The organism is Pseudomonas sp. Marseille-Q5299 (assembly GCF_943737035.1).
Classification (GTDB): domain Bacteria; phylum Pseudomonadota; class Gammaproteobacteria; order Pseudomonadales; family Pseudomonadaceae; genus Aquipseudomonas; species Aquipseudomonas putida_E.
The window spans coordinates 598,135-618,062 of sequence record NZ_CALSFR010000004.1 but is presented as its reverse complement, the minus strand read 5'-3'; the positions used below and the strand labels follow the sequence as shown (position 1 = coordinate 618,062).

Sequence of the window (19,928 nt, the reverse complement as noted above, 5' to 3'; positions counted from 1 at the left end):
CTCTCAAGGGCGTCGAAGCGCTCAAGGCATGCAAAGGCCGAGAAAAACCCAAAATCCGATCGACCTCTCACGCCCTGTCGGCGTCCGATGAACTGCACGTGCGAATTCACTCAAGGGCAACCAGGAGGCCAATCGCTCATGAACGATCGCATCATCGAATTTTTCACCGACACCACCGTGTTCGGTATTTCCATCCTCAACCTGCTGCTGGCACTGGCTGTCGCCGCCCTGACCTTCCTGGCCACCCGGGCGGCCATCAGTTTTTTGCTCAGGCGGGTGCAACGCTGGTCCGAGCATGACGGCGCACTGAGCCAGGTAATGGCCAAAGTGCTGTCCGGCACCAGCAACTTCCTGCTGTTCCTTGCCTCTGTTCTGGTAGGCCTGAGCATGCTCGACCTGCCCGAGCGCTGGCTGAGCCGGGTGGGCAGCCTCTGGTTCGTGGTGGCGGCGCTGCAGATCGGCTTGTGGGTCAACCGCGCCATCGGCCTGGGCCTTAACCGTTACTTCGCCCGGCACAGCACCGCGGGCCTGAATCAGGGCAGCGCCCTGGCCACCCTGGCGGGGTGGGGCGCACGGGTGCTGCTGTGGTCGGTGGTACTGCTGGCCATGCTGTCGAACCTGGGCGTGAACATCACCGCCTTCGTCGCAAGCCTGGGCGTGGGCGGCATTGCCGTTGCGCTTGCCGTGCAGAACATCCTCGGCGACCTGTTCGCCTCGCTGGCGATTGCCGTGGACAAGCCGTTCGAGGTGGGCGACTTCATCGTCATCGGCGCACTGGCCGGCACCGTCGAACAGGTCGGGCTGAAGACCACGCGCATCCGCAGTTTGGGCGGTGAGCAGATCGTCATGGCCAACGCCAGCATGATCAGCAGCACCATCCAGAACTACAAGCGCCTGCAGGAGCGGCGCATCGTCTTTGAGTTCGGCCTGTCTTACGACACCCCGACCGAGGCCGTGAAAAAAGCCCCGGCCATTGTCGAGGAAGCGATCAAGGCACAAGAGCAGGCGCGTTTCGACCGCGCCCACTTGCGCGGTTTCGGCAAGGAGGCGCTGGAGTTCGAATGCGTCTACATCGTCAAGGACCCAGGCTACAACCTCTACATGGACATCCAGCAGGCCATCAACTTCCGCCTGCTCGAACGGTTCTCCAGAATCGGCGCAAAATTCGCGGTACCGGTGCGGGCGATCAAGGTCACAGCGCTGCCGCAAGGGGCCGATGCCCTGGGCCAGGGCATCGAGGGGCGGGGCTTCAAGGAGGCCTGAGCGGCACTTGGGCCCTGGCCGTTTTCAACCGTGCCTGCGCAGGGCATCGACCAATTGGGCCTTGGTCATGCTGGAGCGGCCCTTGATGTCCTTGCTGCGGGCCTCCTTCATCAGGCTTTCCTTGGTCTGGGTCTGCAGGGACGAGCCTGATGCGCGGGCATGGCCCTGACGGGTTTTGGCCGCACGCCTGGCGGAATCAGAACGCGCGGTGCTCTTTTCGCCGGGCGTGGTCTTCTTGCCTGAGCCCCCAGCTTTCTCGCCACCTCCGGACTGCTTGTTGACGGTAGCCCATGCGCGAGCCTCGGCCTCATCCTTGGAGACCCCCTTATGCTCATAGCTTTCTTCTATGTGCTCAGCCTTGCGCTTTTGCTTTTCGGTGTATTTGTCCTTGTCTCCACGTGGCATGACATTGACTCCTCTGTGGTTGGAATTCCGGGCTGCAGGCACAACCTTGAGACCCTGTGATTTTGAGGGCGTGGGGCCGTGAATGTTCACCGTGGCATGCCAAACTGGGCTGATGGCCTGCCCCGAGCGAAACGAATCAAACTTTTATCCGCCTATGGGCTCTTCTGAAAGACGCTGACCCAACAGCCCTGCCCCGTCAGCCAACAGGACGTGCCATGACGACCCACGCCTTGCAGCAACCAGCCGGCGCTTCTGCGCAGAAGCGCTTCTACAGCACCGACATTCCGGCCCGCCTCGACCGGCTGCCGTGGACGCGTTTTCACACCTTGCTGGTCATGGCGCTGGGCATCACCTGGCTGCTCGACGGCCTTGAGGTGACATTGGCCGGCTCGGTGTCGGGCGCCCTCAAGGCCAGCCCGACGCTGGCAATGACCAATATCCAGATCGGCCTGGCAGGCGCAGCCTACATCGCCGGAGCCGTACTGGGTGCATTGCTGTTCGGCTGGCTAACCGACCGCCTGGGGCGGCGCAAGCTGTTCTTCATCACGCTGGTGCTGTACATCGGCGCAACGGCTGCCACGGCGTTCGCCTGGGACCTGTGGAGCTTTCTGCTGTTTCGCTTGCTCACCGGGGCCGGCATCGGCGGGGAGTACACCGCCATCAATTCGACCATCCAGGAATTCACCCCGGCGCGCTACCGCGGCTGGGTCGACCTGACCATAAACGGTACGTTCTGGATCGGTGCAGCGTTGGGTGCAGTGGGCGCAGTGGTTTTGCTCGACCCAGCGGTGCTGGGCGGCGAACTGGGCTGGCGGCTGTGTTTCGGCATTGGCGCGGCACTCGGCTTGCTGATCCTGCTGATGCGCCTGTGGATACCGGAAAGCCCACGCTGGTTGATGATTCACAATCAGCCGGAAGAGGCCGAGCGCATCGTCGCCGCCATCGAGCGCCATTACCACCAGCGCGGCATCCCCATCCCCCCGCTGCAAAGCCCGGCCCTGCGCCTGCGCGCACGCGATCACACGCCACTGCGCGAGGTGTTCCAAAGCCTCTTCGTGGTGCACCGGCGGCGGGCACTGGTCGGGCTGACACTGCTGAGCGCCCAGGCCTTTTTCTACAACGCGATCTTTTTCACCTATGCACTGGTGCTGACCGACTTCTACAACGTGCCGCCTGCCCAGGTAGGCTGGTACATCCTGCCGTTCGCCTTGGGCAATTTCTGCGGGCCGTTGCTGCTAGGCCGGCTGTTCGACGTGGTCGGGCGGCGCATCATGATCAGCTCGACCTACCTGCTTTCCGGGGTATTGCTGGCCATCAGCGGTTACCTGTTTCAGCAGCAACTGATCGATGTGACCGAGCAGACCATTGCCTGGATGGTGATTTTCTTTTTTGCCTCGGCAGCCGCCAGTTCGGCCTACCTCACAGTGGCAGAAACCTTCCCGCTGGAAATCCGCGCGCTGGCCATTGCCGTATTCTATGCATTCGGCACAGGGCTTGGCGGCCTGATCGGCCCGACCTTGTTCGGCGCGCTGATCGAGACCGGCGAGCGCCTGAATGTCCTGTACGGCTACCTGATCGGCGCAGCGTTGATGATCATCGCGGCACTGGCCCAGGCGCTGTGGGGCGTGGCGGCAGAACAACGGCCACTTGAACACGTGGCCAGGCCCCTGTCGCAAGTGAGCGATACCTGAACCATTCGGAGACTTTATGCTGCGCGCCTTTGAACGACGGCTCGACCCTTTCCCACCCGACGAGGCTCCACCACCCCCGGTTGGCCTGCTGCGCTTCCTGTGGGCCTGCACGCGAGGCGCGCGTGGCTATGTGCTTGCGCTCGCGCTGCTCAGTGCCGGGGTGTCGATCTATGAAGCCTGGCTGTTTTCCTTCCTGGGGCAGGTCGTCGACCTGCTGGCGGCCTGGCAGGCGGGCGGCGCTGCCGATGGGCAGGAAACCCGGGTGTTGTGGGGCATCGCCATCGTATTGCTGACCAGCATAGGCCTGGTGGCGCTGCGCACGATGGTGCAGCACCAGGTACTAGCGATCAACCTGCCGCTGCGGCTGCGTTGGGACTTCCACCGGCTGATGCTGCGTCAGAGCCTTTCGTTCTTCTCTGACGAGTTCTCCGGCCGGGTCACCACCAAAGTGATGCAGACGGCCCTGGCGGTGCGCGAGGTGTTGTTCACCATTATCGAGATCGCACCGGGCATCGGCGTGTATTTCATCGCGATCATCGCCCTGGCCGGCGGCTTCGACCTCAAGCTGATGCTGCCTTTCATTGCCTGGGTCGCGTTGTTCGGGCTGGCCATGCTGTACTTCGTGCCGCGCCTGGGGCAAGTGGGGCAGGAGCAGGCCCACGCGCGTTCGTCGATGACCGGGCGAGTGTCGGACGCCTACACCAACATCACTACGGTGAAGCTGTTCTCGCACTCCAAGCGTGAAGCGCACTTTGCGCGGGCGGCCATGGAAGACTTCAAGCTCACCGGTTTTCGCCAGATGCGCCTGGTCAGCCAGTTCGAGATCGTCAACCAGGCGCTGGTGGTCGGCCTGATCGCTGGCGCTGGCGGCTATGCCCTGTGGCTCTGGCACCAGGGCGAAGTGGGCACGGGCGCCGTTGCGGCGATTACCGCCATGGCACTGCGGGTCAACGGCATGTCGCACTGGATCATGTGGCAGATGACTTCGCTGTTCGAGAACATCGGCACCGTGCAGGATGGCATGGAAACCCTCACGCGCGGCCCGAAGGTGCAGGATGCACCGAACGCCGGAGTGCTCAAGACCACTGGCGGTGCGGTGGACTTCGACAATGTCAGCTTCAACTACAACGGCGAACGTCAGGTGCTCGATGGCCTGACGCTGCACATTCGCCCAGGCGAAAAGGTCGGCCTGGTGGGCCGTTCCGGTGCGGGCAAGTCCACGCTGATCAACCTGCTGCTGCGTTTTTACGACGTCGACAGCGGCGAAATACGCATCGATGGGCAGAACATTGCCAAGGTCACCCAGGACAGCCTGCGCAGCGCCATCGGCATGGTCACCCAGGACACCTCCCTGCTGCACCGTTCCATCCGCGACAACATCGCCTACGGCCGCCCCGATGCGACCGAGCAACAGATCCGCCGCGCCGCAGCCAACGCCCAGGCCGACGGATTCATCGAGCAGCTCAGCGACCGGCAAGGCCACAGCGGCTATGACACCTTGGTGGGTGAACGCGGCATCAAGCTTTCAGGCGGCCAGCGCCAACGCATCGCCATCGCCCGGGTCATGCTCAAGAACGCCCCGATCCTGCTGCTCGATGAAGCCACCAGCGCGCTGGATTCGGAAGTCGAGGTCGCCATCCAGGAAAGCCTCAATGAAATGATGGAGGGCAAGACGGTCATCGCCATCGCCCACCGGCTGTCGACGATCGCCGCCATGGACCGGCTTATCGTCATGGACGAGGGGCGCATCATAGAACAGGGAACCCACAGCGAACTGCTCGCCAGGAACGGCACCTATGCCAGGCTGTGGCAGCACCAGAGCGGTGGCTTCCTGGGTGAGGATCAGGGCGTGGCCGAGGCCATGGAGTAAGCCATGGGCCGTTCACGGATTGCCCTTGCCCTGGCGCTGGCTGTCAGTACCGCTGCGTTCGCCGAGCAGCCGTTGCGCCTGCAACAGCTCAAACGCTGCGGCGACTTGATGGACAACCAGCAGCAGACCTGGTGCCTGCGCGTGCAGGGGCTTGGCCAGGCCACACCGCAACTGCTGCTCAGCGGCAAAGCAGTGGCCCCGGAGCGTGTCCAGCGCCAGGGTGATACCTTGCGCCTGCAACTGGACGGCACGGCCGTGCAAAGCGGGCCGCTGTGGTTGCAGGACGGCCCGCGCGCCAGCAATGCCGCCTGGCTTACCCTGCACAACAACCATGTGCTGGCCGCAGGGCCCAAGGAAGTGGCCAGAAACATGGATGGCCTGACCACCTATGTCGACCTCGTCAGCGTGCTGATAGAAGAGGACCACGACGGCCGCCAGGAAGCCGAACGTTTGGCCCGTAAATACGGGGCCAAGGTGGTGGGCAGCATCGCTCCTCTGAACCTGTATCAGTTGCGCCTGCCCGCCCAGGACCTGGTGCAGCGTGACGCGCTGGTGTTACGGCTGGGCGGTGAAACCAGCGTGGACGCGGTGGTGGTGGAGGAATCGGCGCCCGAAGAGGCAGAACACGCCCCCACTGAGGCACCGGGGGCCAGCAAGCCTGCGCAAGGCTCGGACGAATGGGCTGCCAACCGCTTCCTCGATGCGGTGCACTACTACCAGCGGCGCATCCCGGGCCGCCAGGTGCCGGTGCTGCCCACTCCGGTTCGGGTCGGGGTGATCGAACGCAATGTCGACTTCGATACCGCAGATTTCGCAGACTACCTGGGCGCCTGCGAGGGGCACCGCACTTGCGTGTATGCCCAGGATGCCAGCAAGCCGGACAACCACGGCACAACCGTCGCCGGCATTCTCGCCGCCGGCTGGGATGACGGGGGCAACACCGGCTTCCTGCGGGGGCTGGACAAGGCGGCAGGTGGTTTCGAGGTGATTGTCGAACGCAACTCCGATGCCGGTATCACCGCCAACATCGCCGCATCGGTGAACCTGGTCGAGGACGGCGTGCGCGTACTCAACTGGAGCTGGGGCATTCACCGCGTCGGTGCGCGCAACGTGCAAGGCGATGAGGTGGATTCCCTGCTGCGCTCCGGGATTGCCATGGGCGGCTATGAAGAGCTGCTCGAGGAGTTCTTTCTCTGGCTGCGCAAGGCCCATCCGGATGTGGTCGTGGTCAACTCGGCCGGCAACGGCGCCTCGTTCTCGGGCACCGACGAGTATCGCCTGCCCTCCTCCTTCATCACCGAACAATTGCTCGTGGTGGGCGGCCATCAACGTAGCGGGCAGGCTTCTGCCCCTGTCGAGTCACCGAACTACGCCGTCAAGCGCAGCACCTCGAATGTAGACATGCGCGTCGACATCACCGCCGCAGCCTGCGCCCACGCCTCGACCCGCCAGGCAGGCCAGCCCGGCGCGGTGCATTGCGGCACGTCCTATGCCACCCCGATGGTCACCGGCCTGGTAGCCGCGATGCTGTCGATCAACCCGCAGCTGCAGCCCGAGCAGCTACGCATGCTGCTGCGCCGCAGCGCCATGACCATTGGCGGCAATCACGACTTCGAGCGAGAGGACGCCGAAGACCTCACCGCACCGATCCTGCCCTCCGAGCGCAACTTTCAGTTGCATGACCGGGACGTGGGGCGTTCTGCGCGGCTGGACATGCAAAAAGCCCTGGAGCTTTCGGTACAAAGCCGTGAGCGGGTGCGCTGAGCATCACCCAGCACATCCGCGCTCACGGCCTCGATCATGTTGCCTTTTTCTCCACATCCCTGGGCGGCTTGGCCGGCCCTTGGGGATCGACCTGCGGGTCGTCCAGATCCGGTGAGTCCGGGTCAAAGCCCAGGTCATCCTCGGTGTCGGCGTGTTCGGACGAGTGCGGCCCCTTGCCTCGCGCGGTTTGTTGCGCGGTGGAATCATGCGCCGTACCGCTTGAGCCGTCTGGCCGACGGGCATCGTTGTCCCGTTCTACTTCACCTTGGCCTTTTGCCTGGCCTGCTTTTTCGGGCGCTAGCGTGGTTTGCGTCTTCATTGCCCCTCCTCAACCTTTGGCGTGATGCAGCGCTGGCTGCCCCACCGGGGCAACGGCTGCTGTAACAGAGGAAGCCTGGACGCCCGATAAAGTTCACCTCGCCATCGTTGTGCCGGGATGGGCGGCCAGCTCGGCGGCTGGCCGCCAGCCTTGCTAATCGAAGATGGCCACTGCCCGAACGAACCCGGCGGATGCCTGGCGGATCTTGTAGGGGAAGCAACTGACCATGAAGCCATAGGCCGGAAGCTGCTCCAGGTTGGCCAGTTTCTCCATCTGCCCATACCCGATGTCGCGGCCAGCCTTGTGGCCTTCCCAGATGATCGACGCATCGCCCGTGGCGCTGAAACGTTCACGGGTGTACTTGAACGGTGCATCCCAGCTCCAGGCATCGGTGCCGACCACCCTTACGCCCCGCTCCAACAGGTAAAGCGTCGCTTCACGGCCCATGCCGACCCCGGCTTCGAGGTAGCCGGGCTGGCCAAACAGGCTGCCTGCACGGGTATTGACCAGCACGATGTCCAGCGGCTGCAGTTGATGGCCGATGCGAGCCAGTTCGGCCTCCACCTGCGCCGCCGTCACCACGTGGCCGTCCGGCAAGTGGCGAAAATCCAGCTTCACACCCGGCTGCAGGCACCACTCCAAAGGCAGCTCATCGATGCCGAACGCCCGCTCGCCGCCATTGGTGGTGGACGCATAATGCCAGGGCGCATCCATGTGCGTACCGCTGTGGGTGGTGATCTGCAGCCGTTCAGCTGCCCACGACTCATCGCCCGGCAGGTCTTCCTTGCGCAGGCCAGGGAACATCGCGGCCATTTCCGGCCAGCCCTGCTGGTGGTCCATGTAGTCGATCTTTGGCAGCAAAGGCGGTGGGTCGGTGTAGGGGTTGTTGTCCAGGGTTACAGAAAGGTCCAGCAAGCGACGCTTGTTCACGTTCATGCACACATTCCTTTACGGGTTGCCGCAATGCTGCGGCGCGGTGGCAGATCAAGGGCGTTGCGCAGCAAGCCAAGCACTGAGCCGTCATGGCAGAAGCCCAGCTTGCGGGCCTGGGTTGTGCGCAAGGGTGGATAACGACCGAACAGCGCTTCGAGCTGTGGCTCGGGATCGAAGCTGATGCATGCATGGTTCTCGTCGCCAAGGCAGGCCTGCAGCCCGGCAAGCACCTGGGCGATCGACAAGTGCAGCACGGGCAACTGCCAGATCCGCCCGTAGCCCGGGTCTTGCAGTTCGGCGGCATGCAGCAGGTTGTCCACGCAACAGCGCGCCGACATCCACCAGGCGCTTGCTTGAGCCGAGACCGGGCAGGTATAGGGTTCGCCGGCCGCATAGGCGTGCAACAAGTCGCTCATGAACGCCGAGCGCAGCCCGTTCGGCTCGCGCGGGCGGGCGACGATGCCGGGCAGGCGCAGCGCGCGGCCGTCCACCTCGCCGCGCCGCGCCAGGTCCTGCAATGCGATTTCCACCATGCGTTTGTGGGCCGCATAGGACAGTTGCGGCGAGGCCGGCTGGTCTTCATCCATGCGCTGGGGCAGATCGCCGCCATACACCGCAACGCTGCTGGCGTACACCAGCACTGGCGGTTGCCGGGCATTGCGCAACTGGTCGAGCAGCTCCAGGCTGCCCTGCAGATTCACCTGGTAACCCAGCTCGTACTGCGCCTCTGCGGCGCCCCCGGGCAGACTGGCCAGGTGGAACACCACATCCACACCATCGGCCAGCGCCCGGCGCAACAAGGCAGGGTCGGTCACACTGCCGTAATGGCGCCGTAGCCGCGCATCGTCGGGCAACCCGTCCAGTTGCTGGTCCAGCACCAGCAATGCCTGGATGCGCTGCCCGCGCAGCGTCCCCGCCTCCAGCAGGCGCCCTACCAGCTGGCGACCGACGAAGCCATTGGCCCCGCTGACCATCACGCGCATTGCCAACCTCCCGGCACCACACGCTGCTCGATGGCGCCGAACAGCACCTCGCCTGAGGTATCCCGTGCCTCCATCCGCACGCGGTCGCCGAAGCGCATGAAGGCCGTGCGCGGTGCACCGTGGGCGATGGTTTCAATGGCACGGCGCTCAGCGATGCACGCCGACCCTACGGAACGGTCCGCGTTGGACACGGTACCCGAGCCGATCAAGGTGCCGGCGCTAAGGCGCCGGGTCAGCGCCGCGTGAGCGATCAGTTGGTGGAACCCGAAATGCATGGCTCCGCCATGGGGGTGGCCGAACCACTCGCCGTTCCACTCCACGTTCAGCGGCAGGTGCACACGACCGTCGCGCCAGGCGTCGCCGAGTTCGTCGGGGGTAACCGCCACCGGAGCAAAGCTGCTGGCGGGCTTGGCCTGGACAAAACCGAAGCCGGTCTTCATTTCCCTGGGCGCCAGTGCACGCAAGCTGACGTCGTTGAGTTGCAGCACCAGACGCACATGCTGCAAGGCCCGGTCCGGCGGGCAGCCCATGGGCACGTCGTCGACCAGCACCGCGAACTCGCCCTCGAAATCGATGCCGTGGGCCTCGCTGGGCAAGGGAATGTCGGCCCGCGGCCCAAGAAAGTCGTCGCCGGCCCCCTGATAGATCAACGGTATGTGCTCGACGCCATCGATGGGGTCCAGGTTGAAGGCCTTCTGCATCAGCTCGCCGTGGCTGAGGAAGGATGAAGCGTCCAGCCACTGCCTGGCCTGGGGCAGCGGCGCGGCGAGCAGTGCCAGGTCAAGGTCGAACGCACCCGGGGCCTGCCCGGCGTTGAGCTGCTCATACAATTGCTGCAGGTCGCCCTCGACCTGCGCCCAGTCGTCCAGGGCAGCCTGCAGCGTAGCGGCGATGCTGCTGGCCTCCACCGCCCGCTCCAGGTTGCGGGCAACCACCAGCAGGCGGCCAGCGCGGCTACCGTCATTGAGTGTGGCGAGCTTCATGGCAGCACCTCCTTGAGCTGCTCGGCGTAACGACCGTCAAGCAGGATGAACACCATGCGCGCCATCTGCGCGGTGCGGTTGCTCCAGGCATGATTGGTGCCGCGCTGCACGACGATGTCACCCCGCTTGAGGTGTACCTCGTCGCCGTCCAGCACCAGCCACACCTCACCTTCAGTGACGATCCCGTAATCCAGGGTTTCTGTGCGGTGCATCAGTTTGTGCTTTGAATCAGCGTTGCCCGTGCCGGCATGCGCTTCGCCGATTTCGGCGAAGGCGGCCGCCGCCTGCTCAGCGCTGACCTGGTTCTGCAGGCTGTCCGGCGGGATATCCACCACGCGGATCACACTGCCCAACGGGCCGGGGCTCAATTGCAGGGGCCGGGCGGTCGGGTCGTCGCCGTTATCCAGCAGCGCCGGGCTGCCGGCACTGTTCCACACTTCGTAGAACACCGTGCCAGGCACCGCCTTGAGCGCAAAGTCATGCGCCGTAGGGCCACAACTGGCCACCACCGCCTGCCCTTGGGAGTCGTGGCCGGTGACGACGCGTTTGAAGGTTGCAAGTGACTGCATGCTGTCTCCTGTCAATTACCGTGGCCGGTGCCAGGGGCGGCACCTGGGCCTGTGTTGGAAAGCTGATCGTTCACAGCGCCCCCACTGCGCCCGCCGCGCGGGCGCGACGCAACAGCAGCAGGCACAGCGGCGCCAGGATCAGTTGGCTGAGGGCAACCAGTAGCAGCGCCTGGGGCAGATGCGGCGCCGCGCCGCCGGTCAGCGCAAGCACCAGCAAAGGGCTGATGAATTCACCGGCAAAAATCGCTGCGGTGAAGCCGCCCGTGGCCCGGCCGCGCTGGTCGAAACCGACGTGCTGCATGACCTGGCTGATCAGGGTGGGCAGCAACAGGCCCACGCCCAGGCCATTGACCAGTACGGCCAACACCACCATTGCGTGGCTGGTGGAAAGCGCCATCAGCCCGCCGCCAAGCCCCGCCGTGGCAAACCCCAGCGCCAGCAGGCGGCCAGCAGGCTGGCGGGCCAGCAAACGGAAGGCCAGTGCGCCGGCTAGCACGCCGAGCTGGTTGGCGCCCATGGTCAGGCCCACCTGCTGGGGCGCATCCACCTGCAGCAGTTGCAGCAGGTAACCAACCTGCACCGGTACGATGAACAGGCTCACACCTGCCAGGCCGGTCAGCAGGTAGATCGGCGCCAAGGCGGCCCAGGGAAAGCGTGAAGCCTGGGCGTGTTGAGGTTCGACACAGCGGGCCTGAGGCTCCCACAACAGCAAGGCCATCAGCGGCAGGCACAACACGCCGACTGCATACAGCGCGAACGGCGTACGCCAGCTGTCCTCGCCCAGTGCCCCGCCCAGCCCCATGAACAGGGCGGCTGACAGCGAAGTGGCGACCATTTGCAGGGCAAACAGGCGCTCCCGGCGCTGGCCATCGAAGTAGTCACCCATCAATGTGGTGCAGCAGGTCATGATCCCGGCTTCGGCCAGGCCAATGCCGGCGCGGCTGGCGATGATCAGGCCAAGTGAATCCAGCCACAGCGGCATCACCCCGCAGACGCTGTAAAGCAGCATGCTGGCGAGCAGCAAAGCCCGTCGGCCGACACGGTCCGCCAGCATCCCGGCCCATGGTGCCGCCAACGCAATCACCAGCGCAGGCAGCGTCAGCACGACCGGTACCAGCACCGCGACGCCGGGCGTCTCGGTGAAATGCATCTGCATGCGTGGCAGCACAGGCGCGATCAGCACTGCCCCCAGCACCGGCAGGCAGCTGCCGAACAGCAATAGCAGCGCCTGAACACTGCCGGCGATACGTTCAGCGGCCATGGCTCACCTCCTCCAGCGAATGAAGCTTCGCCTGGCGCGGGGTGAGTTCAGCGCCTGCCAGGCACTGTTGCGACAAAGGCTCACGAGCAGGCAACACCGGATCCGCCTGCGAACGCACCTGGCCTTGCGGCAGCAGGAAGTAGGCCAGTGCCGGCAGCAGGACCAGTGCCCCGACCATGTTCCACACGAACATGAAGGCCAGCAGCACGCCCATGTCTGCCTGGAACTTGATCGGCGAGAAGATCCAGGTGCCCACCGCAATGGCCAGGGTCACGCCAGTCAGCATCACCACCTTGCCGGTGAACAGCAGCGCGCGGTAATACGCCTGGGAAAGGCTCGCCCCCTGTCGCAGCTGGGCCAGCACGATGCTCATCACATAGAGCGCGTAGTCCACTCCGATGCCGACGCCGAGCGCGATCACAGGCAAGGTCGCCACCTTCACGCCGATGCCCAACGCCACCATCAACGCTTCGCAAAGGATCGAGGTGAGCACCAGCGGCAACACCGCGCAAAGCACCGCACGCCAGGAGCGGAAGGTCACCAGGCAAAGCAGGATGACGGCCCCGTAAACCCACCAGAGCATGTCGCGGTTGGCCTGTTTCACCACCTGGTTGGTGGCGGCCTCGATGCCGGCGCTGCCGGCAGCGAGCAGGAAGGTGGCCTGTTCGCTGTCGTTGTCGCGGGCAAAGGTCTGCACGCTGTCCACCACCCGCGCAAGCGTGTCGGCCTTGTGGTCAGTGAGGTAGGCATAGAGCGTGAGCAGGCTGCAGTCATCGTTGTACAGCCCGCGCGGGGCGTTGGCGGTGACCATGTTCAGGGTCGCCTGGTTGTTCACCAGCTCGTACCACTTCGGGCTGCCTTCAGACAGGCCAACCAGTACCCTGCGGTTGAGCAGCGCCAGTGAGTTGGTCGAGTCCACGCCCGGCAGGCCGCGCAACTGCCAGTCAAGGTCGTCCACACGCTTGAGGGTATCGTAGGCCGAGCAGCCGCCGGCTGGCGTGCGCACCATCACCGCAAACACGTCACTGCTGGCACCGTAATGCTCGGTGATGAAGGCGTTGTCGCGGTTGTAACGCGAGTCCGCACGCAGCTCGGGGGCGCCAGCATCCAGGTCACCGACCTTCAGGTGCAGGCTCACGGCGAATCCGCCAGCGGCCATCAGTACCGCCAGTGCAATGCACCACGCCGCCCAGCGGCGCCGGGTGAAGTGGTCCAGCAGGCGCCACATCGCGTGCTTCTGCGCCCCGCTTGCCTCCGCCTCTTCGGCGCGCAGGCTACGGCGCGCACCTCGGGCGCTGACGCCGACATAGGAAAGCAGCACCGGCAGCAGGATCAGGTTGGTGAAGATCAGCACCGCCACGCCGAGGCTGGCGATGACGGCAAGGTCCTGGATCACCTGGATACGGATGATCATCAGCACCGCAAAACCCACTGCATCACACAACAGCGCAGTGAGCCCGGCCAGGAACAGCCGGCGGAAGGTGAAGCGCGCCGCCACCAGGCGGTGCATGCCGCGGCCGATGTCCTGCATGATGCCGTTCATCTTCTGTGCGCCATGGCTCATGCCGATGGCGAACACCAGAAACGGAACCAGCACCGAGTACGGGTCCAGTTCGTATCCCAGCACCGGCAGCAGGCCCATTTGCCAGATCACTGCCACCAGTGAGCAGGTCACCACCAGCGCCGTACTGCGCGCACATCGGGTGTACCAATAGAGCACGACAGCCGTGATGGCGATGGCGGCGGCGAAGAACAGCAGGATCTGCCTCAGCCCATCGATCAGATCGCCCACCACCTTGGCGAAGCCGGTGATGTGAATCTGCACACCCTGCTGCTGGAAGCGTTCACGCAGGGTTTCCAGTTCGCTGGCGAAGGCGGTGTAGTCAAGCGCCTTGCCGTCCGGCGTCGTTTCCAGCAGCGGCACGTAGACGATGCTCGAACGCTGGTCGAAGGCCACCAACTGGCCGATCTCGTTGGAGCGTTCGACGTTGCGCTTGAGCGCTTCGAGGCTCGCGAGGCCGCCGTCGTAGCCGTCGGGGATCACCGGGCCGCCTTCCAGGCCCTCCTCGGTCACCCCGGCCCAGCGGGTTGAGGGGGTCCAAAGCGACTTCATCGCCGCACGGTCGACGCCCGGCAGCAGGTACACCGCGTCGTTGAGCTGCTGCAGGCTGTGCAGATAGTCCTTGTCGTAGATGCTGCCACTGGGGTTGGCCACGGCGATGCGCACCGCGTTGCCCAGGCCGGCAAGTTCCTGGCGGTGTTCCAGGTAGTTGTGGACGAATGGGTGATCGCGCGCAATCGTCTTCTCGAAACTGGCGTTGAGCGTCAGGCGCGTGGCCTGCCAGCCAAGCAGCAAGGTCGCGGCCAGGCACAACAGCAGGACCAGCGCCCGGTGGTTGAACAGCGCACGCTCCAGCAGCGACCCGGACATGTTGTCGAAGTCATCGAGACGGCCGCTGCAAGGCGCGGGCGGATTCATGGCATGCATGGCTCAGTCCTTCGTGGAAGAGGAAGAAGAAGGTGCCAGGCGGCGTGCACCGGCCATGCCGACGGCGACGATGGAACCGTCGGCGGCAGTGGTGGCGGCAGTCAGTGGCAGGCCATCGGAGACCGGCAAGGGATGCGCGGCAAAGTCGCTGAGGCTGCTGCGCAGCAGCATCCCGGCCTGGTTGGCCAGCAACACTTGATCACCGGCGACGCGGATGCCGTTGAGCGAAGCAGGAATCGGGTTGGCCAACGCCTGGAAACTGGCACCGCCGTCATCGGAGGCAAACAACGAACCGCGCAACCCGCCGACCAGCAGCCGCCCGTTGGGCAGCACGCTGGCAGCGAAGTAGCTCCCGTCATAAGGGCCTTGCAAAGCCTCGAAATGAGCACCGGCATCGCGCGAACGCAGCAGCAGGCCCTGTTCGCCGGCGACATACACGTCAGCGCCCTGACGTGCCAAGGCATACAGGTGCAGGCCGCGGCGGTTGGGCAACAGGCCCATGCCGGACTGCCAGCTGCGCCCGCCGTCGGCCGTGATCATGGCCAGGCCGTAGGCGCCCACGACCAGGCCGTGCTGCGCATCGGCAAAGCTCAGCGCCAGCAACGGCTTGTCGGCACCGTCGGCCAGCAGCCGTTGTGCCGCGGCCAAACGGCGCTCATCAGCAGATGCCTCGGCTGCCTGCAACTCCAGCGCAGCGGCGCGCTTGCCGTCGAGCTGCAAAGTCCAGTGCTCGCCGCCATCCTCGCTGCGCAGCACTACGCCGGCGTGGCCAACCGCCCAGCCGTTGCGCTCGTCGACGAACTGCACCGCGGTCAGGCTGACACTCACCGGCACGGTCTTGGCCTGGCGCCAGGCCTTGCCGTTGTCATCCGAGAGCAGCACCACGCCACGCTCGCCCACCGACACCAGGCGCGTGCCGGCACGGGCCACATCCTGCAACACCGCTCGCAAGGCCTGGGGGCCCTGCACTGCGGGCTGCGAGAGCACATCCACGCTACCGCCGGCGTAGGCCGGGGGCAGCGCGCAACAGGCGGCCAGCAGCCAGCCATGGAGCATCTTGTTCATCGCACGCAACCTTTTGTTCTTGTAGTCGATACAGCCCAGGTGCAATGCGCCTGCTCAGCGCACGCCCTCACCCGCCATGGCATCGGCGGTGAATACCGAGTCCTTGTAGGGCGGCACGATGCGGTACTGCTCCTGCTTGCCGGCAAACAGATCGCCGGCAAACCACGCGCCGGACAGCAGGTCATAGAAGCCGTTGGTCAGGGTCACCACGCCAGGCAGGTCAGGCAGTACCACCGGCGAGGTCCAGACCACTTTGGCCAACTGGTTGCGTGCGTCGTATCGCTCACCCAGCACCGCCGCCCAGGTGTCTTCATCGAGGTAGTAGGTGCTCTTGGGCATCACGTGACGCTGGCCCTCCTTGAGCGTCGCCTCCACCACCCACACCCGATGCAGTTCCCAGCGGATGGCTTGTGGCTTGAGGTGATGCGGGTCGAGCAGCGCTTCGGCGTTGGCGGCGGTAAACACCTTGTTGGCGTTGTAGGGGATGTACATCTCTTTCTTGCCCACCAGCTTCCAGTCGAAGCGGTCCAGGCGGCCGTTGAACACGTACAGTTCGTCGAAACTCATCACCCCCGCTGTAGCTGGGGTCGGCGTGTCGCAGCAGGCATTGGGCAGGCGGCGCACGCGGCGCTGACCAGGCAGGTAGGTCCACACCGCCGCTTTATCGGCATTGAGGTTTTCAAGGCCGGTGATGGCCTCGCCCGCCCGCAATGGCGGCCCATCGTTGGTCATGCGGATGGACCAGAACACACCTTTGTCACCACTGCCCCCAGGCAGATACCAGGGCATCTGCAAATCGGCGCGCGAATCGTTGGTCAGCACGTGCTTGCCGTCGGCGGTGGTCAGGTACTGGTTGAAGCTGGCGTGCCACGAGGCCCCGCGCCAGCGCAGCAGGTGGTTCCACATGGCTTCTACGCCATTGCCCGGGATCGGGAACGGAATGCCCCCGGAGGCGCCTTCGGGCATGGCGCCGGCAGGGCCGTCCACCAACTTGCCGCTGGTGGCGTTGGCAAAGGTTGCGTCATACACCGATTGCGGTGCGGCAGCGCTGCGGTGGGTCGGGTACACGTCCAACCGGTAGCTGTCGGGGTACTTCTTGAGCATCGCCTGGATGCCTGGGGTCAGCTTGTCAGCGTACTGCGTCATGTTCTGCGCAGTGATTGTCAGCAGCGGCTTGTCAGCGGCGAACGGGTCGCCACGCTTGCCGCCGTCCTTGTAAGCGGCGTCGACCTGGGTGTAACCGCCGGTCCAGGCGGGGATACTGCCGTCGGCATTGCCGGCACGCTCGCCGCCCAATGGGGTCAGTGTGGTCTTGAGCGTTGCCGCCTGCTCGGGGGACACCGCGGCAAAAGCGCCGTGGGCGAGCAGCAGCGAGGCACTCAGGGCAGTGAACAGGGAAACGACTTTATTGTTGTGTTTCATCGGGTAGTCCTCGGTCAGAAGGTACGGCTGACGGTGAAGGCGATGAAGTCGCGGTCTTTGAGCGACTGTTCGAAGGTGTAGTTGTTGTCGGCATCGAGGAAGGTGTTTTCGGGGCCGTAGTAGTGCGTGTAGGTCAGGCCAAGGCTCCAGGTATTGAGATAGTTGCCCTTCAGGCCGATGTTCAGGTCGCCGCCATGGTCGGTGCCAAAGCCGGTACCCAAGGCCATGGAGGCACCGTTGGTGTAGCTCGCCCCGATCGGCACCGAGAGGTCCAGGCCTGGGTAGATCTGCCGGTACATCGGTTCGAAGACCAGGCGCAGGCTGGTGGCGTCACGGTCGGCGTTGGGGTCGACGGCGTCGGCGTTCTTGCTCACGCTCATCACCCGGTTCCAGGCAATCTCGCCCAGGAAAGTAGACTCGGCGGCAATGAAGTTAGGCTCCAGGCTCGCCAGCCAGGAGACGTTGGCATGCAGCGTGCGGCCGGTGGCGTAGACCGGGTTGTCGTCGTTGTCGATCACCTCGCCCGTCGCCAGTGCATGCTGGTTGGTCGAGGCCAGTGGCTGGTTCCAACGGGTGGAAAGCTCGCCCGCGACGTTGAAGTTGCCCAGGGTGGTGGAAAAACTGGCGCCCAGTGCCTCGATGCCCTCGGGGTACACCCAGTAGAACTCGCCGGCCTTGCCACTGACCGGGTCGAGGTTGGCGAAGTCGGGGCGTACGTTGAGCTGCGGTGACTTGTCGTGGAAGCGAATGGCATAGAGCCCCCAGTCCACGGTCTCGGTGCGCCAACGCAACTGCACACCGCCCTGCCCCGAGTCTTTGGCTTCCTTGTCGTTGCCATGATAGAAGGCCAGTGGCTGGCCACCAGGGAACACCGGCGCGCCAACGAACATGCGCTCTGCGCCGTCCCCAAAGAAGTCGTCGTTGGAGAAATAGCTACCGGCTGCCGGCAGGCGGTTGGCCTCCCACTCGAACTGGTAGTAGGCGCCCAGGGAAACATCCGGCGTCAGCTGCAACTGCCCGGAAATCTGCTGCACCGGGCGGATCAGCTCCTTGAACTGGGTGTTGGGCACCGACAGGCCCTTGACCACATCCACCGGCGCCATGCCCCCGGCGATGCCGTTCATGCCGTAGAACAGGCTCTCGCCCCACTGCATGGCGTAACGGCCCAGGCGGCCAGACACCGGCAGCTCACCGATCTCGGCCTTGCCAAAGATGAACGCATCGAGCAGCTCGCCCTTGCGCCCGTGCAAGGTGCGGGTGTCATCGGTGAACTCGTCGAAATCTACCGAATAGCTGTTGGCGCGGCTGGGGTCGCCATTGTCGGTACCTTGGTTGTAGACATCGTCATACCAGGCCGCGCCACTGACCCGGGCGCCGACGTTGCCGTAGGTCACATCCAGCTCTGACAGCAGGTCCAGGCGGTTGGAAATCAGGCCTTTGTCGAAGTTGCGGTCACCATCATCCAGGTTCAGTGTCGTCTGCCCCTCGGTGAGTTTGCTGCTGGCATCCTGGGTGCGCCAGGCGGCGCTGTACTTGAGGGTATTGTCCCAGCGTACCCTCAGGTCCGGGTTGCCAGTATCGAATTGCAGCGCCTGGGCCTGGCTGGCCGCCAGCGCGAAAATCGCCAGGGTGAGGGGTTTGAGCGGCGGCAACGGCCGGGCGGTTGCGCCTTTACGAGTCAACATCGTGGTTTCCTCTTTCTTGTTCTTGTGTCGGTGTTGGCATGCGTCGCGGCGCGCCAGCAAGGCAGGGTGCGCCGGGCACAGGTATCAGATCGGCCGAGCCGTGACCTCCAGCATCTGCTTGACCAGGCCGATGCGGTCAAAGGACGGGTCACGCTGGACCTCTTTCTCGCCCGCCAGCAGCGACATGTCGCTGATGAACTTGCAGCGCTCGAAACGGCGGCCCATGAAGCACTGCAACTGCTCGTCCAGGCTGCCGCCGGCGGTCAGCGCTTCGGCCAGCACCACGGCATCTTCGATGGCCATGCCCGCACCCTGCCCCAGGTGCGGTGTGGTGGCATGGGCCGCATCGCCAATCAGCAGCACGCGGCCGCGGTACCAGGGCTCGTCGACGAACACCGCCTCCAGTGGCTTGTAGACGACCTCTGCGCTGTCACGGATCTGTTCGCGCAGCTCACCGATCAACCCGCCAAACCCCGCCAGGCGCTGGCGCAGGCCAGCAGCAAGCCCGGCCGGGTCCATCCACGGGTTGCCCGGTTCGTGGGAAGTGGTGAACAGGTACATCAGGTTGTCGGCCAGCGGCACCAGCCCAGCATTGCCCGAGGGGCCCTGGTAATTGGCCAGGTGGTCGATACCGGCTGCGCGCGGGAAGTTGTGACGCCATACCGACTGGCCGGTGAATTGCGGCTGGTAGGCATCACCGAACAGCAAACCACGGATCTTCGAGTACAGGCCATCGGCACCGACCACCAACGCATAGCGCCCCTGGCGGCCATCGCTGAACAGCACGTCCACGCCAGTGGCATCCTGCTCGAAGCTCTCCACAGAGGTGCCCAGGCGCACTTGGGTACCGAGTTCGATGGCGGTTTCGCTCAGCACCTTGTGCAAGGCACGGCGGGAGATACCGACGTTGGCCGGGTACTGCGGGCCGGCCAGGCGCTGCCCCGGAATACGCGCCAGCTGGTGGCCTTCAGTGGTGTAGATGGCTACGTCCTCGAAGGCGTAGGCCGCGCTCAGGTAGGCATCGAGCACCCCCAGGCGGTGCATCTCGCGCACCACGTTGCTCTGCTGGATGATGCCGACGCCGTAGACGGTCCACTCGGTCTTGAGTTCGACCAGGTCGACCGCCATCCCCTTGCGGCGCAGCGCGATGGCGGCGCACAGCCCGCCAATCCCGCCGCCCACGATCAGTACGTTGCTCACAGTATTCATGGCATCCCTCACGTCTTG

15 protein-coding genes and 1 pseudogene are annotated in these 19,928 nt (G+C 64.8%); 4 read left to right on the top strand and 12 right to left on the bottom strand.

Translation table 11 applies throughout. The features are described from left to right. Positions 1-138: 138 nt before the first annotated feature. Positions 139-1,263: a mechanosensitive ion channel family protein gene (locus NGJ21_RS15855; RefSeq protein WP_046785533.1), complete on the top strand. Its 1,125-nt coding sequence runs from the start codon at positions 139-141 to the stop codon at positions 1,261-1,263. Positions 1,264-1,287: 24 nt separating this feature from the next. On the opposite strand, the gene NGJ21_RS15850 is transcribed toward NGJ21_RS15855, so the two are convergent. Continuing rightward, positions 1,288-1,668, bottom strand: coding sequence for a termination factor Rho (locus NGJ21_RS15850; RefSeq protein WP_115275117.1), 381 nt, complete (start codon positions 1,666-1,668; stop codon positions 1,288-1,290). Positions 1,669-1,883: 215 nt separating this feature from the next. Between NGJ21_RS15850 and NGJ21_RS15845 the strand changes: the two genes are divergently transcribed. The 3 genes from NGJ21_RS15845 to NGJ21_RS15835 are packed head-to-tail and all read left to right on the top strand — an operon-like array spanning position 1,884 to position 6,993. After that, entirely contained in the window at positions 1,884-3,359 is a 1,476-nt protein-coding gene (locus tag NGJ21_RS15845) for an MFS transporter (protein ID WP_251962368.1), read from the top strand. 16 nt (positions 3,360-3,375) lie between these two features. Beyond that, a complete protein-coding gene (locus NGJ21_RS15840; RefSeq protein ID WP_251962367.1) occupies positions 3,376-5,229 on the top strand; it encodes an ABC transporter ATP-binding protein in 1,854 nt (617 codons plus the stop codon). 3 nt (positions 5,230-5,232) lie between these two features. Beyond that, a complete protein-coding gene (locus NGJ21_RS15835) occupies positions 5,233-6,993 on the top strand; it encodes a S8/S53 family peptidase (protein ID WP_251962366.1) in 1,761 nt (586 codons plus the stop codon). Positions 6,994-7,027: 34 nt separating this feature from the next. Here NGJ21_RS15835 and NGJ21_RS15830 read toward each other — a convergent pair. From NGJ21_RS15830 to NGJ21_RS15780, 11 genes and pseudogenes are all read right to left on the bottom strand, one after another. Next, positions 7,028-7,168: pseudogene (locus tag NGJ21_RS15830) on the bottom strand (DUF6021 family protein); the annotation flags it as partial. A gap of 297 nt (positions 7,169-7,465) precedes the next feature. Then, a complete protein-coding gene (locus NGJ21_RS15825) occupies positions 7,466-8,248 on the bottom strand; it encodes a cyclase family protein (RefSeq protein ID WP_115275122.1) in 783 nt (260 codons plus the stop codon). Then, positions 8,245-9,228, bottom strand: coding sequence for an NAD-dependent epimerase/dehydratase family protein (locus tag NGJ21_RS15820; protein WP_125922897.1), 984 nt, complete (start codon positions 9,226-9,228; stop codon positions 8,245-8,247). The genes NGJ21_RS15825 and NGJ21_RS15820 overlap by 4 nt, the downstream gene beginning before the upstream one ends. Continuing rightward, positions 9,219-10,211: a fumarylacetoacetate hydrolase family protein gene (locus NGJ21_RS15815; RefSeq protein ID WP_046785540.1), complete on the bottom strand. Its 993-nt coding sequence runs from the start codon at positions 10,209-10,211 to the stop codon at positions 9,219-9,221. The genes NGJ21_RS15820 and NGJ21_RS15815 overlap by 10 nt, the downstream gene beginning before the upstream one ends. After that, positions 10,208-10,780, bottom strand: a complete 573-nt coding sequence (locus NGJ21_RS15810; RefSeq protein WP_046785541.1) for a cupin domain-containing protein — start codon at positions 10,778-10,780, stop codon at positions 10,208-10,210. The genes NGJ21_RS15815 and NGJ21_RS15810 overlap by 4 nt, the downstream gene beginning before the upstream one ends. A gap of 70 nt (positions 10,781-10,850) precedes the next feature. Further along, on the bottom strand, positions 10,851-12,041 hold the full coding sequence (locus tag NGJ21_RS15805; RefSeq protein WP_251962365.1) for an MFS transporter: 1,191 nt from the start codon (positions 12,039-12,041) through the stop codon (positions 10,851-10,853). After that, a complete protein-coding gene (locus NGJ21_RS15800; protein ID WP_115275125.1) occupies positions 12,031-14,529 on the bottom strand; it encodes an efflux RND transporter permease subunit in 2,499 nt (832 codons plus the stop codon). Before NGJ21_RS15800 ends, NGJ21_RS15805 begins: the two co-directional genes overlap by 11 nt. Before the next feature lie 3 nt (positions 14,530-14,532). Next, entirely contained in the window at positions 14,533-15,594 is a 1,062-nt protein-coding gene (locus NGJ21_RS15795; protein ID WP_251962364.1) for a WD40/YVTN/BNR-like repeat-containing protein, read from the bottom strand. Positions 15,595-15,648: 54 nt separating this feature from the next. Further along, positions 15,649-17,016, bottom strand: a complete 1,368-nt coding sequence (locus tag NGJ21_RS15790; protein WP_046785546.1) for a DUF1329 domain-containing protein — start codon at positions 17,014-17,016, stop codon at positions 15,649-15,651. Positions 17,017-17,030: 14 nt separating this feature from the next. Next, positions 17,031-18,701, bottom strand: coding sequence for a DUF1302 domain-containing protein (locus tag NGJ21_RS15785; protein WP_251962363.1), 1,671 nt, complete (start codon positions 18,699-18,701; stop codon positions 17,031-17,033). Positions 18,702-18,785: 84 nt separating this feature from the next. Continuing rightward, the gene (locus NGJ21_RS15780; protein ID WP_046785548.1) at positions 18,786-19,910 is read right to left on the bottom strand and encodes an FAD-dependent oxidoreductase; all 1,125 of its coding nucleotides are present in this window, start codon (positions 19,908-19,910) and stop codon (positions 18,786-18,788) included. Between the last annotated feature and the right edge of the window lie 18 nt (positions 19,911-19,928).